Below are 16,396 nucleotides of genomic sequence, written 5' to 3' on the forward strand. Positions count from 1 at the left end.
TGGCGTGCTAGGCGAGCCAAGTTCGGAAACTTTCGTGTGAGTGTCGGCGCTCGAAGGCCATAAAGAAGCATCGTCAGGCCTCCGCTTGGGCCGGCCAGATGTAGGCCAGGCCCACGAGGGATCCCCGCCGTGGAAAATTACGTCGGCTCAGTCCTAACCAGGCTGGCCACGGACGAATTCTCTATGGGAAGCGCCTGCACCGGGTTTCGATCGAACTCACTGTTGAGGGAGAGCTCGCGCAGAACTGGGATGGTTCGTGATGCACAGACTTCAGAGAACCAGTGGGAGCTGAGTTTCGGGGTCCGCTCGAGGGTGTCGTAATCGACGTGAATGATTCCGAATCGTGGGCCGTATCCTGCAGCCCACTCGAAGTTGTCCAAAAGCGACCAGACTAGGTACCCCACAACATTGGCTCCACGCTGGCGAGCACGATCGGTGGCAGTTAAGTGGTTGATGAGGAACTGAGTGCGGTCAACATCCAGGACTACGTGAGTGCCTTGGGACGAGGTGACAGTGTCGGGGAACGCTGCACCGTTCTCCATCACCATGATCGGCAATCCGGGGTATTCGGCGGAGAGGGTGACAAGGTGATCTTCGAGCCCTTGGGGCTCGATCCCCCAATTCATGCCGGTCCGCTCGAGATCCTCTTTTAGAACGAATTCGATTCTCTCCGAGCCTGGGAAAGCTGTGCCGCCGGTTTGCTCGGTTGCGGGCTCGAAGTCAGGGTTCATTCGTACGTGCATGACTTCGTAGTAGTTGATACCGAGAAGATCGATCGGTTGGTGACTGATTTCCAGGTCGCCAGGTTGAACGAAACTCCAGTCCGTAAATTTCTGGGTGTCGGCAAGAAGGTCGGCGGGGTATTCGCCGTGGAGCATGGGTCCTGTGAAGACGCGATTTGCCACGGCGTCGAACAGGCGCGCGGCTTCTTCGTCTTCCGCCGTTGCAGGGGTAATGCGGAAGATGTTGAGTGCTACAGAGATGTGGGCGTCGAGCCGAGTGATGGTCCGCCGAAGCGCTTTTACGGCTAATCCATGGGAAAGGTTGAGGTGATGAGCCGCGATGAGCGCATCCTCGTGGCTCGTTCCACCTGGTGCGAAAGCCCCGCTGCCGTAGCCGGAGAAGGAGTTGTTCCAGGGTTCGTTGTGGGTTGACCAGATAAAGACTCGGTCGCCGAGCGCCCCGCCCATGATCTCCGCGTACTTCTCGAAGGCGAAGGCGGTCTCCCGTCCACGCCATCCGCCGTACTTGTCTTCCAGCGCCTGTGGGAGATCCCAATGGTTGAGTGTCACAATCGGTTGGATCCCGCGCGCCAGCAGGTTATCCACGAGGCGTGAGTAGAAGTCCAGGCCCTCAGCGTTTACCTCGCCTTCGCCGGTTGGCATAACGCGGGACCACGAGATTGAAAAGCGGTAGGCATCAAGGTTGAGGGACTCCATCAGCCGAATGTCTTCGTCGACACGGTGGTAGTGGTCGGCGGCGATGTCTCCCGTTGCGCCTCCTTCGGTCTTTCCTGGGGTGTGGCTAAAGGTGTCCCAAATGGACGGGCCGCGTCCTCCTTCGGTGGCGCCGCCTTCGATCTGGTATGCGGCGGTCGCGGCGCCCAGGATGAAGTTGGGAGGTAAAGCGATGCGTCCAGCATCGAGGAGACCGTTGTACATGGTCAGTCCTTTCTTATCGGTCGTGTGACCGTCATCAGTGCCCCGCACCGGTGCGGTGGAGTCCTTGGCTGAAGCCGCGCCAAGCGGCCGCGATATTGGTGATTATCTGAAAAAGCAATTTCCGATTTCGGGGAGCGAGGTAAGGGTCGCTTTGGTCGACCGGCCCGTGGGTTGTGCTGGACGTATCGATTAGCATGCCTGCGCGCGAGGGCAGCTTCGTGCAGATTCCCAGCTCGTGCTTCGATGGCGGGGCCGCGAGGTACCCATCGGGAGGGGGACAGCGCCTTCACATTCGACACCCTGGTAAGGCGGATTGAGCTGTCCACGGGCTGCCCGAATCCAGAATCATTCCTGCGAAGGGGTTCATGGAAGATCTCCTCGTTGAGTAGTACGCGATGCCGTCGCATGGCTGGAGCGTCAGCGCCTACCTTACGACGAAATTAGAACGACTGCTACATTTTATAGCGCATCTCATCCGGGTGGGCGTGGTACGCGGTCAGGATGAACATAAAAATGTTGCAGACGTAACAATTTCGGCATAGGGTTTTGGCACCGGAGTAGATCTCGGTGCCGTCGCCTTACCGGGCCACGGCGGGAATGGCACCGCTGCCCCCACCCCCGGGCCAGCACCCATCAAGCGCATGAGTAGCTGGCTCGTACTTCGAGTAGTCAACTTGAGCGGCCGAGAGCATTTCTGGCAGTCAAATTACTCGAAGGGATATTTCACCCCCAATGAAGACGCGAAAAACTCTAGCGATGCTCGCCACTGTCAGTCTTGGATTGACGATGTCGGCGTTCGCTACGCAGACCGCAACCGCCAAGACGGCGCCAAGCCCAACCTCAGATACGATTCCTGCAGTGGAGCTCGAGGGTGACATCGGCTCGCTCCGGGAGGAGGCAGCGAAGGCTGGCCTCATTATCGGATCGGGGTCGATCAAGGGCATGACATCAACGGCTGATGGCAGACCCTCCAACTATCTCTCCGACCCTCAGTTCCGAGAGGTGCTCGCCGGGCAGTTCAACAGCCTGTCACCGGAGAACGACATGAAGTGGGCCTTCGTTCAACCGCAGGAGGGCGTCTTCGAATTCGAGGGCCTTGACCGATTGGTCGCCTTCGCCAAAAAGAACGACATGCAGGTCAAGGGCCACGGCCTGATCTCGAACTGCTGCAACCCCGACTACCTGATCGCGAAGATCGGTAACCCGGTTGAGTTCCGCAAGTCTATGGTCAAGCACTTCAACACGATCATGAAGCGCTACAAGGGCAAGATGGACCGGTGGGACGTCGTGAGCGAGCCGCTGATGGTGCAAGGCGGAGGCCTTCAGCACAACGACTTCTATAACGCCCTCGGTCCGGACTACATCGCAGAGGCATACCGGATCGCGCACCGCGCGGACCCGAAGGCGAAGCTGTACCTCAACGAAAACATGGTGGAGACTAACGCGCAGAAGCGGCAGGAACTGTACGACCTCGTCTCGGGGCTCGTTGCTGACGGGGTCCCAGTCCACGGCATCGCCCTACAGATGCACCAGACGATCCAGGGACCTCCGCCCGGAGTCATCACCGATATGACGAACTTCTTCCATGGCTTGGGACTTGAGGTCTCCATCGCGGAGCTGGACGCACACACGCTTGACCCCGTGACCCAGGCGCAGATCTACGGCGACGTGGTCACGGAGGCACTCAACGCCGGAATCACCGAGATCAGTGTCTGGGGCTTCACGGACAAGCACCTCTGGACGTGGCTCCCGGGAGCAAAGCCGTGCATATTCGATGAGAACTACAACCCCAAGCCGGCGTACTTCGCTGTTCGTGACGCTCTGCGGAACTTCGTCAACAAGACGCCACCGCCTGCGCAGCCTGTCGACACAGTATCGAACACCACTGATTCGGTCCTGTCCTCAGCAACGGCACAGTAGAGCCATCAGCGAGTCAATGTAAGGACCCGCGCGTTAACTGTCATGCCTTGCGTCTCTATGGTGGAAGAGCGTCCCGAGGTCTGCATGGCTGCTCACAGAGACACGGACCCCGCTGTTCGCGTTTCCCCAGCATGGAGCCGACTGAACTGGCTGACCTGGTGAAGTCACTGGCAGATAACACGCAACATAATGGCCACACCTTGAGTGCCCGGAAGCGTTCGCGCTCCGGGCGCTCAATTCAGTGCGGGGCTAACATGGGCAGGCAATCCTCTCCGGGCACCGCCCACACCACCGCGGTGTAACTAGGATGCACCTCCTTTATCCCGCCGCCCGATCTAGCCCCTTCGGCACAGCGTTTGAAGTGGCCTCCCGCTCCCCCAGGCCGGCGCCACCTTCCGGCCCTATGCTCGGCATGGGGGTAAACCTGCACTCGGAGCCGACGTTATTGGCGGTGTGCACGTTAGCTGCGCAATCTGCATCAAACGCAACAGCAGCGGCCTGACGTGTCCTCGCATTCCACCGCTTCGCCCAAACTCGCAGTGGCACCGACAACGGGCCACAAAATCTCGACGAGTTGAGCGACTCACACATCCGCAATACCGTGATGGAGTGACCACCGAGTGGGGTGATGCTCGTTGCCGGATGCAGGATGGAGTAACCCAGGAGGAACGATGTGCTTCGCGCTCAGCCTCGAGCCGATAATCTCGGAAAATTGTTGCCGATGCTGACCCAGGAAGGGCGTCACAGCTCATGGCCAACACAGGAAGTGGTTGGTGGCCACAAATTTCCGAACTGCCTTCTGCAAAAAATCACTTTCCTTGGGAAAAAGGAGGACGCCTACCTCGCTTGCAGGAAATGAAGTTTCGCGTATGCGCCGTTGGCGGCTAGGAGATTTTCGTGTGAGCCTGTTTCAACCATACGGCCGTTTTCCAGAACCACGATCCGGTCCGCTGAACGTATTGTTGAGAGTCGATGAGCCACAATCAAAGTAGTCCGCCCCTGGCGTAGTTTCGTCAGCGCGTTTTGAACGAGATGTTCCGATTCGGAGTCGAGCGCGCTGGTTGCTTCATCGAGCAGGAGAATTCGCGGATTTCGAACCAGAGCACGAGCAATGGAAATGCGTTGTTTCTGCCCGCCCGATAAGCGCGCTCCCCGCTCTCCAAGCCGGGTGTCCAGCCCATCTGGAAGCTCCGTGACGAAGTCGAGACCATTTGCATCCTTGAGTGCACCCAACACTGACTGATCATCCACGTGCTCAAGCCCATAAGCAATGTTATCTCGAATGGATCCCGAGAAGAGGACGGACTCCTGGGGCACCACTGAGATATGGCGACGCACGGTGCGTAGGTCGAGTTTCTCCATATCGGTGCCGTCCAGAAGGATACGTCCACCTGTTGGTCGCAGAAAACCGACAGCCAGGTTCAGCACTGTTGACTTACCGGATCCTGACTTACCGACGAATGCAATCGTCTCCCCGGGCTCGACGTCCAGGTCTAATCCCTCGATGGCGAGGGCGTCCCCCTCGGGGTAGCGGAAATCGACATGATCGAAAGAAAGGCGTCCGCCTACATGACGGACCTGGCGCTTGCCGTTGTTCCGCTCGATGTCCGGGTCCTGAAGCACCTCAGCAATAGACCGCAACGATTCACGCCCCTTCGTGAGTACGGGGGTGAGGTTGAGAAGGTTGACGACGGAGTTGATAAGCATTACGAAATACGTGCTGAGAAGTACTACTTGCCCTGGTGTGATCGGCAAAAGGCCGCTGACGGAAAAGAGCGCCGCGCTGATCAGGCAGGCTATGGAAAGCATCTGGAAGGCCACCCATGCCAGCGCACTGAACCGGCCATTCAGCACGTCAAGGCCGAACCCCGAGTTCCGCAGGGCACGTGCTGTATTGAGGACTCTTTGTGTCGCTACATTTTCGAGACCGTGGGCGCGGCTTATCTGGAGCAGCGTCGCCATCTCCCCCACCTGAGAGGAAAATCTTTCTACGTCCCGGCGGAAGAGCTCATTCCTCTGGCCGGAGCGGCTTCGCACTCCCCGAATAAGCACTACGGCTAGCGGCACGACAAGCACGAACAACAGGAGGAAAGCGGGCACCTGAAGGGTGAGAACCGCCATGGCACCGACGATCACGCCAAGCCCCGAGAGTAGCGGATTGACTCCCTGTTGAAGCATCAGCTCGATGTTTTCGACGTCGCGCACCACCTTCGTTTGCATGACCGACGAACTAGTCCTCGTATGGAATCCAATGGACAGGACTTGAAGCCGATGAGCCAGCTGGTTCCGCAGGGAGACACCGAGGTCTCGGACCGATGCGCTGAATAAGCGAACAAAGGCTTGACTTGCCGGATAATTGAACGCAACCAACACCAGTGCCGCAAGGCCGAGCATCACCAGTTCCTCGGCTGGACCCCCCGCGACCACCGTGTCAATCACAGCCGATGTCACGACAGGCAGCACCCACACGGGGCTGTCCTTGACTAAATAGGCGACGGCCGCGAGTACGAGCTTGAGCCGAGACGGTTTGAGCTCTCGCGCAAGTCCCGAAAATGGCCGACTAACCATTATCGACGGTTCCGCACCGTGATGCCTGCCCCCGGTGTTTTGAGCTCCGACACTGTTCTTGGCCCTGATCTTAAGGACGGCAAATGCGCGTCTACGTCTCATGACTGAGGGTCCATTCCTCCGGGTTGGACAGCACAGTTGGTATCGGGCGCGGCTACCTGCGCAACCCTTGTCCAGACAGTCCTATTACCGGCTGGACCAACGGCTCGAGAGCGAGCATCCTCCACCTAAACCCCTTTTTTTCTTTTCCGTGAAGCGTGCCAGGCGAGGCTGATCATGCAGTGATGCGTGGCCCCTCAGTTCCAGCACACTTTGGTGATCCTGTGTATTTTCACATGAAAATGGTACAAGTGCTATATTTTTACTTTCGCGTCGTCCCCAATCCATCCGGATCGGTCGAGCACTTTTGGATTACGACTAGATCAGTAAGCACCCTCGCCCGCGCGAATCTTCCGTATGTTGACCGAGGCGGCGAACAGCCCCAGTCTGGGTATCGCACGAAAAGCGAATCTCCGGGACTCGACTTCTTAGTTTCTTAGGCAGGTACACATGAGACGCGCAAAAATTGTGGCTACGTTCGGCCCGGCAATTGCCAGCTACGAAAACACCCTCGCGGTGCTGGAGGCCGGTGTTGACGTCGCCCGAATGAACATGAGCCACGGCGACTACACCGTGCATGACAACACCTACGAGAACGTCCGCAAGGCAGCGGCCGACCTGAGCAAGCCGGTGGCCATCATGGCTGACCTGCAGGGGCCGAAGATCCGCCTGGGCCGGTTCGTTGACGGCCCGCACGCCCTTGCCGTGGGTGACACGTTTACCATCACCACCGAGGACGTTCCGGGTACGAAGGACATCTGCTCCACCACGCTGAAGAGCCTCACCGAGGACGTCAACGTGGGCGATGCGCTCCTGATCGACGACGGCAAGGTGGCCCTGCGTGCCATCGAGGTTGACGACGTCAAGGTTGTCGCTGAGGTGACCGTGGGCGGCATGGTGTCCAACAACAAGGGCATCAACCTGCCCGGCGTTGCGGTCAACGTTCCGGCGCTGAGCGAAAAGGACGAGGATGACCTCCGCTGGGCCATGCGCCGCGGTGTTGACCTGGTGGCCCTGTCCTTCGTGCGCGACGCGTCGGACATCGTCCGCGTGCACGAGATCATGGACGAGGAAGGCCGCCGTGTGCCGGTCATCGCCAAGATCGAGAAGCCGCAGGCCGTGAAGCAGCTCCCGGAGATCATCGACGCGTTCGATGCCATTATGGTGGCCCGTGGCGACCTTGGCGTGGAGCTTCCGCTGGAGGAAGTGCCGATTGTGCAGAAGCGTGCCATCGAACTGGCCCGCCGCTGGGCGAAGCCGGTCATCGTGGCAACCCAGGTCCTGGAATCCATGATCGACAACCCGCGCCCGACCCGCGCTGAGGCGTCCGACTGTGCCAACGCGGTGCTGGACGGTGCCGACGCTGTCATGCTCTCCGGTGAGACCAGCGTGGGCAAGTACCCGATCGAGACCGTCAAGGTCATGGGCCGGATCATCGAGTCCACCGAGGTCCACGGTCTGGAGCGCGTTCCTCCGCTGGGCACCAAGCCCAAGACCCGCGGCGGCGCGATCACCCGGGCCGCCGTCGAAATCGCCGATCAGCTGGACGCGAAGTACATCTGTGCTTTCACCCAGTCCGGCGACTCCGCACGCCGACTCTCCCGCCTTCGTCCCATCAAGCCGGTCTTCGCCTTCACCCCGGTGGAGCAGGTTTGGAACCAGTTGGCGCTGACCTGGGGTATCCAGCCGGTGCTGGTGCAGATGGTGGACCACACCGATGCCATGACTGCGCAGGTTGACCGCAGCCTTGAGGAGATGGGCCTGGTGGACGACGGCGACCTGGTGGTTATTGCCGCCGGTTCCCCTCCCGGAAAGGCCGGCTCCACCAACTCCCTGAGAGTACACAAGGTGGGCGACATTGCTGACTCCACCCGGGCGGGAGAGGTAGCCAGCAACAAGGAAAAGCTTGGCCCCTGGCCGGAAAAGAAGAAAAAGGCCCAGGCTTAGCAATCCTCGATACGTGCCCTCTGAACTGAGCCTGCAGCACGGTTTTGACAGAGAACCGCGGACTGATACTTTGGCGGCTTGTCGATATGCCGTATGACAGCAGGTGTCCGGTCTCGTCCGTTGGCCGGGTCACTTGGTATTCCGGCTCTTTTAAACTCAGCCGGAAGGCCTTACCGATTAACCGTCAGGTCAAGCCATAGACGGGTTTCCACTCCCAAGTTCTGTGGCTTTACGCTGATGCATCCTTGGTAGCGGTGGACTCCCGTTCTGCAATTACTGCGCGTGCTCCGGAATACGGAGGCGCCGGATTTCCCGCCACGCTGGCTAAGGCGACTTCGGCCAGGTGGCGCCCGAGTTCGGCCGTCTCTATACGGACGCTGGTGATGGAGGGGAAGAAGAGTCTAGCCAAAGGCGTGTCGTCATAACCTATAACTGCCAATTGGTCTGGCACCCCGATAGCTAAATCCCGCGCCTTGTGGATTACAGCTGCAGCTACATCGTCATTGAATGAGATGACCCCCGTAACGCCCGCGGCCAACCACTCCTCAAGGGAACTCCCAGCCAACCCATCGATGCTTACGGCGCCTGACCTGATCAGGTTCAATCCAAGCCGCTCAGCTTCCCGGCGTGCGGTGCGCTCCCGAATCGATGAAAGCGGCGAGTGACGCTCATCCGCGGGCGCAGCGTAAGCGAGGGTGCGGTGTCCGCGTTCAGCAAGGTGCTGCACCTGCAGTTCAGGCCCACTGCGGATAAAGGGGTTCTCTTCAAGGTCCACGGCAGCATCCGGAAAAACGCGTTCGATTCCCGCAGCGCGGAGTGCGGCCAGTTCTTCCGCCGTGAACGGCACTATGCCTATGACAACATCCGGCGCAAGTACCTCCCACAGGGGGCGTGCTTGGGGAGCGGCCCGTTTAGTGTAAGTGATCATCGAGTAGCCCGCCTGATTCAGTCGCCGCTCAGTCTCCTCCAAATGCCGACGGAAGGTGTACTCGATAGGCCAGTCAGGAAGGGCCATCAGAACAACATTGCTGCTGCCACGGGCTAGTGCCTGTGCTGCCGAGTGGGGCCGGTAGCCCAAGCGCTCCGCCGTTTCACGGACTCTGTCCGCTGTCGTTTTTGAGATCGTGATGCCGGCGGTGTTGTTGAGCACAAAGCCAACTGTTGCCCGTGAGACTCCCGCAGCTTGTGCCACGTCGGTGGCTTTTACTCTGCCCTGTCTCGTGCCGGCGGTCATGGCCATCCCTCTCGTCGTTGAAATTTCATCGTACAGTCTACTTTCGCGCGCTACTGCGCTTCCGGAAGGGCGTAGCTGGGCGATCTTGAACCGTACTGTGACTCAGGGGTTATCGCCCCCTTGTTGCGCGAACGCTGGTCTGCAGGACCAGCGACATCGTCCTGATTTTCGTCCTCAAAATCACCTTCGGTCCGCGTCTGCGCGAACTGATCGTTATCAACATGAACGCCGCCCGCCAAAAGCCGGTTTGGTAAACGTCCGCAGATTGCAGAAACTACGAAGCGGTCAATGACTCCGAACTGGACCTTGGCCTGGGGTATCGTCAGTAAGCTCTACGAACGACCTCGTCGGCTGCTTCTTGTGCCGGGCCTCCGCGAACCAAGCCGAACGGAACAGCAGGGTGTGCCCGGATTACGTAGTAGCCGTCCTCACTGATGCGGGTGACCAGGATACCCACCCGATGATGTGCCGCTGATCGACTGACTGCCTTTACAGCATCATTCACGGCGCGTGTCGGGTCTGTTCCCGCCGGCACCCGTACCTCCACCATGCCAGGCGGGGGGCGGCCGTTGTCCTGGCCAGCTAAAGGTTTCATGCCATCCGTTTCTGAAGATGATAAGCCGGAGAAGCGGCGATGAACGTCAAGTCCGCAAGGAAATTGGTGTCGTGCCGTGCTGGTTTGGAACGGCTGATCTCAACCGTTCCAACCAGGAACACTGCGCCCGTGACTGCGTTTGGCCTTAGATTGCGTTTGCGCGCGCGATGCTGCCCAACCATTGGAGGCTGGGCTTGGGGTGACGTTCAAAAGTCTCCCGGTCGACGCTGACAAGGCCGAACGTAGGTTCCCAACGGCCCCACTCGAAGTTATCCAGAAGGCTCCAGTGCAGGTAGCCGCGGACATCAGCACCGTCGTTGATGGTGTCTTTCAGGTGGCGCAGCGCGTCAGCAGTGTAGGCGATGCGCCGTTCATCATCAGACGTGGCGATGCCGTTTTCGGTGATAAGGATGGGCATATCACCCAGCACGTCCCGGGTGTGGCGAACGGCGATTCCGAGGGCGTCCGGTCGGTAGGCCCAGCCCATGAGAGTGTTGTCTGGATGTTCCGGGTGGGCAATAATGCCGTTCTCATCGACAATTTGGCTTGTGTACGACTGAACGCCGATGAAATCGTCTCCACGCGCTGCTTCCAGGTACATGTCTTCCCAGATGTGTTGCACCTCGGCGTGCTTGTCTTCGGCTCCAGGAGCAGCCACCAACGCTTGGTTGGCTACAGTCCAGCCCACCTTCGCGTCGGTCTTGCTTCGGACGATTTTTACCGCCGCCTGATGGGCTGCGATGAGCGCCCTCCCGACTTCTGGGTCCGGTAAGTAGCCACCTTCGGCCCTGAAAGGTTCGCCCGCGGCGATCTGTCGCTGCATGCCGTGGTTCACGGCGACAACGTTTGGTTCATTGATGGTGCAGACCCATTCAACACCATCCAGAATCGTGCAGGCCTGCTCAACATATCGGCAGAATGCGTCAACAGCATCGTCAGCGAGCCAGCGATCCTTATCAAACCAGATTGGATGCGTGAAGTGGTGCAGCGTTACAACCGGTGTCAGGCCCAGTCCTTTCGCTGTATCGATCATTCGCCGGTAATGCGCCAGTTCAGCCCGGGAGAACTTTCCAGGGCTGGGCTCAATGCGTGCCCACTCGATGCTGAAGCGGTAGGAGTTGAAGCCCGCATCGGACAGCAGGCGCATATCCTCCTCGTAGCGGTGGTAGCTGTCCAAGGCGTCACCGCTGAATTGCACACCGAAATCTGCCGCATCGTGCTCCAGGCGCCACCAATCGTTGTTGAGGTTATTGCCTTCAACCTGGTGGGCGGCGGTTGAAGCCCCCCAAAGGAAGGCGTCGGGAAAGGCCTGTGTCATGAAAGTCGTGTCTCCTGGTTTAGTCGGAAAAAAGAGGTGATGGAAGGGCTTGCTAGCCAACAGGCAGCAAACTGTATGCGCCATACGAAGGCGCCACTTGACTGGCTTCGAGGGAAACAGCTACTGGCTCGTAGCCGGAAGCGCTTACCCTGACAGTGATCTCGCCAGCACCGTCAGGGCGAACTACGGCAAGCAACTTGCCATCAAAGGTCGTGTGGGTTTCAGAAGCGAATCCCTCGGTGCTGTCCGGTCGTGCACTCCCGAGAGCCTGCACGCTGCCTGGTCCTTCAACCTTCACGGTGACAGCAGTCTCAATGTTGCTGGCCAGGTTTCCTGACTGGTCCCGAATGCTGATGGAAACAAAGCTCAGATCTGAGTGGTCAGCCCGCAATTGTGTTTTGTCTGGTTCCACTCTGAGGACGACCGGGCCAGCCGCGGAACAAAGCGTGAACCTTGCTTGCTCCTCTCTGCCCACGTAGGACACAGCCGTCAGCTCCCCCGGCTCGTAATCGAGTTCAAATATCGCCCGGTATGAGTGGCTGGGGCCGACGCTTGTTCGTCCAACTGAGCGGTTGTTCAGCAGCAGTTCCACCTCGTCTGCATCGCTGTACACCTCTACCTTGACGGGAGAGCCTGGTGCTACGTCCCAGCTCCAGCTTGAGATGGAGTCGGTCCAGGACCACGGGCCCGCGGCCTCCGTTAACCCGTAGTACTGCGGGCGCTGCACTGCGATATAGGGCTCATGACGCAGGCCGAATACAGTCTCCCGGTAGTAAGAGGCCGGCCGGCGCTGCCCCGTGATGTCGATGTCACCAACCCAGGCGGTGAGCCACGGGTACGCGCCCGAAATTCCGGTAGGCACGTAATTCTCGTCGGGGTAGTCCGTCCGGCCAACCCCTGACTCACCAAGATAATCCCAACCGGTCCATACAAAGTCACCAATCACGTGGGGATTCTCTTGAACAAGTTTCCATCGGGCGTCGATGTTGGTGGGAAACGTTTCAGTACCTAAGTGGATTCGGTTGGGGAAGAGCTCGCGATCCATGACATATCGTGAATCGCCATAGTTCAGGCCGGCAATGTCCACTACTGACAAGGACTCGGCCGTCTTCGCAGTTACCAGCTGGGAAGCGTTGAGTTCCCCGAGGAAGGCGCCCATCTCCTTCATCGCAGAGTTTACGTCCTGGTTTGCCCGCTCGGATTCCTGTTGCTTCATCATTTCCACGAACTCGGGCATGATGGAAACCATCCCGTTGACGGCATTGATGATGAAACGGCCGCTGTCGAGACTCCTGATCTTTTCCGCAATGTCCCGTCCCAGGCCAGACCCAATGCCGTTTCCCGTTTCCGGGATTTCGTTGCCAATCGAGTACATCACAACACTTGGATGGTTGAAGTCCTTTGCGACCATCGCTTCGACGTCCCTTTCCCACCATTCGGGAAACGCCAAGGAGTAGTCAAAGGGGGATTTGGCTTCCGTCCACATATCGAAGGTTTCATCCATGACCAGCATTCCGTAGTGGTCGCAGGCTTCGAGCATCGCTTGGCTGATGGGGTTGTGGGAACTGCGGATCGCGTTGAAGCCGGCCGCTTTAAGCAACTGGACCCGGCGTTCTTCCGCCCTGCCGATAGCAGCGGATCCTAAAATGCCGTTGTCATGATGGATGCAGGCGCCACGAAGCTTGATTGGCTGGCCATTAATTCTCAGCCCTTGTTCAGGGTCGAGCTGCAACGTGCGGATTCCGAAGCGGGTATCTTGCTCCTCAACCTCCCCATCACCGTTGTGAAGGGTCGTGAGCGCGGTATACAGGTAGGGGTTTTCAACTCCCCATAGCTTTGGCTCCCTGACGTACAGGCGGTGACGCGCGATTGCCGTTGCCCCGCAGCGCACCGTTAGCGGCGAGGTCCCCTCAGCTACAACATTCCCTTCCGCGTCAAAGACCCGGTTGGTAACGGTGAACGTCTCCGTGCGCAGACCTTCGTTATGCACTGACGCCGCTACTTCGACCACTGCTCGGCCTGAATCAACGTCCGGGGTGGTGACTCGTACGCCATCTGTGGCCAAGTGGGTCAACCCGCTGACGATGAGCCTGACGTCGCGGTATATTCCGGCTCCCGTGTACCACCGTGAGTCCTCATGAACGCGGGAGTCAACCCGGACAGTGTTCTGTTTGCCGTAATCAAGGAACGGATCCAGAGGCACGTAGAACGTTGAGTAACCATAGGGCCGCTGAGCTGCGAAGCTGCCATTGACGTAGACCATGGCATCCCGGTAAACACCCTGGAACTCCAGTGTGACTCGCTTGTTCCGAAATTCCTCCGGTACCTCGAAGGTCTTCAGATACTCAAACGCACCGCCAGGAAAGTATCCCGAATGGACACCCTGGGGTTCCTCTGCCGACCGTTCCAGCCCGATCAGGGCGTCATGAGGAACGGTAACCGCTTCAGGCGGAGCCGACGGCGCGCCGAGGCCAGCGAACATGGTGACTTTCGGCTGCACAAGCCACCCGTCGTTGAAAGAGGTGCGTGTCATCGTTTTCTCCTTCGTAAAGCGATGAAAGGTACCAGGCGCGCTTGGCTGATTCCTGCCCGCCCGGTCGAACGTATTGGACCTTGACGCGGCAGGCCGCTCAGACCAGGTTAGCGCGTGCTAGTACCCACACGCTAGCGGAGGGGTGCCGACCCCGCAAGTGTGGCAGTTCAGGTCGCGCAAAGGGCTTGCTTGCCCAATCAAAGGAACCTATCCTCTACTGATAGCACGCGCTAGTTCGCAGCGTGTTGCTCTGTAGCATCCGAGAAAACCCCTAATGCTCCAAATCTTCCCAAGGAACTCAATGAATACTCAAAAGACGCATGTCGAAATCCACGTGCAGGAGCCCGGACGCCTCGGCCAACTGCTTGCCGAGGCGGAAGAGGCCCTCATCGTCGAAGCGAATTCTAACTGCGAAGGGGGCATATTGGTCACGCGTCACACGCCCAATCGATACACTCTGACGTTGAGCGCTGCAGTTCCGTACGGAGAAACTCGCGAGCTCTCGATGCTCTGATCTCGATGCCCACGCCTAACGGTCGGCTGGCACCCCCATGGGTAACTGCGCACTTGCCAGCACCCTGTGCAGGCGCTCCCGCATAACCGGCGCTGGCCGCTGCAAGTTCCACGGGATGACATGCAGGTACCGCACAGTTGCATTTCAATGCTGATAAATTGCCTGCCTGAGGCAAGAGCCGGGGGCAGCCCCCGAAAAATGATCCAATCGGAGTCTCGGTCGACACAGACAACATTCGCATGCGGGAAGCCGCGCGAGCTTGGCCAGAGCCAGCAGCCACCATGACGGCGCTGGTGAGCTCCCACGGCGAGAATCGCTCGTGTTCTCGAGCGCCAGGTCGAGCGCTGAGAGGTGCAGTGGCTGGTTCCTAAGTTTCCGGGAATGCAGCCTTGCCCGCCGCTCGGCCGAGGGATAACATCTAAATCTTGACTAGCGCGCGCTATTTGCCGCTCAACGAGGAGTTTGCATGGACCTGCACCAGACGATGCCGCCCGACCCGAACCACACCGGATTTGAGCCCACCCGGAAACCTGTCCTGAATCCGTTCCTACCTTTGTCCGAATACATCCCGGATGGAGAGCCACACGTCTTTGGGGAACGGGTGTACTTGTTCGGATCGCACGACGAAGAAGGGGGCGATACCTACTGCGCGTTGGATTATGTCTTCTACTCCGCTCCAATCGATGACCTGTCGAAGTGGACATCGAAGGGTGTGAACTATCGCGCCAGCCAAGATCCATCGTATGGACCCGGCCGACGCTATATGTTCGCCCCGGATGTTGTCCGTGGCAACGATGGACGCTATTACCTCTATTACGGCATGTCGGGCGACAAAGGCCGTGGTGGATATTCGGGTCCGATCAGCGTTGCCGTTTCTGACGAGCCGGACGGCAACTATGAGTACTTGGGCGTGGTCCGACATCGCACCGGTTTGGCTTTCACCGACTACGTGATGTTTGATCCTGCCCTCATCAATGACAGCGGCGTTATACGGCTCTACTTCGGTGCCTGTCACCCCTTTGATGACCTGCCCGCCATCACACGCCCATTCACTCGTCGGATGCAGGCTGCCATTTTTGACAGGCCTGTGAAGGCGATTAAGGCCCAACCCGGCGGGATCCAGGGGGCGCTCACAGTTCAGCTCGCTGACGACATGATGACCGTCATCAGCAGCCCGTCACGAATTGTGCCTACCAGGACGAAAGGAACAAGTTTCGAGGGGCACGCCTTCTTCGAAGCAAGTTCAATTCGAAAGATCGGGGAAACCTACTACTTCGTATACTCGTCAACGAATTCGCACGAGCTGTGCTACGCGACTAGCTCCCACCCCGACCATGGCTTTGTCTTTCGCGGCACGATGGTGTCCAACGGAGACGTTGGTTACAACGGGCGCCGCCCGAAGGACCGCGTTGCCCAGACCGGCAGCAACCACGGCAGCATTGAACAGATCGGTGGCCGCTGGTATGTCTTCTACCACCGCAACACCCACGGCTCCCTTTGGAGCCGCCAAGCGTGTGCCGAGGAGGTCACCATCCTGCCGGACGGGTCCATCCCCCAAGTGGAGCTGACCAGTAGTGGACTTAATGGAGCCCCACTGCCTGCCCGGGGCGAATACCCGGCCGCTATCTGCTGTCACCTGACCAACGGCAACATGCCGCACGGTGCCGCAAAGAAACGAACACCTCGAATCACCTTTGACGGGACTGACCGCTACGTACAGTGGATCACGAACGGCACCAAGGTCGGTTACAAGCATTTCTCATTCGACCTGCCCGTCCGGCTCACAATCCATACCCGGGGCCCGGGCCAGGGGTATCTCGCCCTTTCCACCGAGGACGGAAGCGCCGGGTCGATTGCGATTCAGCCGTCAGACTCGTGGACGGCGGGCTCAACGACCATCAACCTCACCGGAACCCATGCCCTCTTCTTAAGATTTGTCGGCACCGGCGACATCGATCTGCTGAACATAGCCTTCGACTAACTCCTAACCACCCCAAGGAATTTCAG

At 58.9% G+C, this 16,396-nt stretch carries 9 protein-coding genes; 4 read left to right on the forward strand and 5 right to left on the reverse strand.

Features of this window, described 5'->3' with window-relative positions; translation table 11 throughout:
- Positions 1-137 precede the first annotated feature (137 nt).
- Entirely contained in the window at positions 138-1,661 is a 1,524-nt protein-coding gene (locus ACFVYC_RS14835) for a GH1 family beta-glucosidase (protein ID WP_387551426.1), read from the reverse strand.
- 756 nt (positions 1,662-2,417) lie between these two features.
- On the opposite strand from ACFVYC_RS14835, the gene ACFVYC_RS14840 reads away from it, so the two are divergent.
- On the forward strand, positions 2,418-3,581 hold the full coding sequence (locus ACFVYC_RS14840; protein ID WP_387551428.1) for an endo-1,4-beta-xylanase: 1,164 nt from the start codon (positions 2,418-2,420) through the stop codon (positions 3,579-3,581).
- Between the two features lie 837 nt (positions 3,582-4,418).
- Here ACFVYC_RS14840 and ACFVYC_RS14845 read toward each other — a convergent pair.
- Positions 4,419-6,050 (reverse strand): ABC transporter ATP-binding protein, encoded by a 1,632-nt coding sequence (locus tag ACFVYC_RS14845; RefSeq protein ID WP_387551431.1) that lies wholly within the window; start codon positions 6,048-6,050, stop codon positions 4,419-4,421.
- 648 nt (positions 6,051-6,698) lie between these two features.
- On the opposite strand from ACFVYC_RS14845, the gene pyk reads away from it, so the two are divergent.
- The gene (pyk, locus tag ACFVYC_RS14850) at positions 6,699-8,195 is read left to right on the forward strand and encodes a pyruvate kinase (RefSeq protein WP_387551433.1); all 1,497 of its coding nucleotides are present in this window, start codon (positions 6,699-6,701) and stop codon (positions 8,193-8,195) included.
- 229 nt (positions 8,196-8,424) lie between these two features.
- On the opposite strand, the gene ACFVYC_RS14855 is transcribed toward pyk, so the two are convergent.
- The 3 genes from ACFVYC_RS14855 to ACFVYC_RS14865 all read right to left on the reverse strand — a co-directional run bounded on the left by ACFVYC_RS14855 (position 8,425) and on the right by ACFVYC_RS14865 (position 13,875).
- Positions 8,425-9,429, reverse strand: coding sequence for a LacI family DNA-binding transcriptional regulator (locus ACFVYC_RS14855; protein ID WP_387551435.1), 1,005 nt, complete (start codon positions 9,427-9,429; stop codon positions 8,425-8,427).
- A 740-nt stretch (positions 9,430-10,169) separates the two neighbouring features.
- The gene (locus tag ACFVYC_RS14860) at positions 10,170-11,342 is read right to left on the reverse strand and encodes a glycoside hydrolase family 1 protein (RefSeq protein WP_387551438.1); all 1,173 of its coding nucleotides are present in this window, start codon (positions 11,340-11,342) and stop codon (positions 10,170-10,172) included.
- 52 nt (positions 11,343-11,394) lie between these two features.
- The gene (locus tag ACFVYC_RS14865) at positions 11,395-13,875 is read right to left on the reverse strand and encodes a glycoside hydrolase family 2 TIM barrel-domain containing protein (RefSeq protein WP_387551441.1); all 2,481 of its coding nucleotides are present in this window, start codon (positions 13,873-13,875) and stop codon (positions 11,395-11,397) included.
- Positions 13,876-14,176: 301 nt separating this feature from the next.
- Here ACFVYC_RS14865 and ACFVYC_RS14870 point away from each other — a divergent pair, with 301 nt between their 5' ends.
- Both ACFVYC_RS14870 and ACFVYC_RS14875 read left to right on the forward strand, forming a co-directional pair.
- Complete coding sequence (locus tag ACFVYC_RS14870) at positions 14,177-14,389, forward strand: hypothetical protein (protein ID WP_387551444.1); 213 nt, start codon at positions 14,177-14,179, stop codon at positions 14,387-14,389.
- A 466-nt stretch (positions 14,390-14,855) separates the two neighbouring features.
- Positions 14,856-16,370 (forward strand): family 43 glycosylhydrolase, encoded by a 1,515-nt coding sequence (locus ACFVYC_RS14875; RefSeq protein ID WP_387551446.1) that lies wholly within the window; start codon positions 14,856-14,858, stop codon positions 16,368-16,370.
- Positions 16,371-16,396: the final 26 nt, after the last annotated feature.

The organism is Pseudarthrobacter sp. NPDC058329, assembly GCF_042879835.1.
GTDB lineage: Bacteria > Actinomycetota > Actinomycetes > Actinomycetales > Micrococcaceae > Arthrobacter.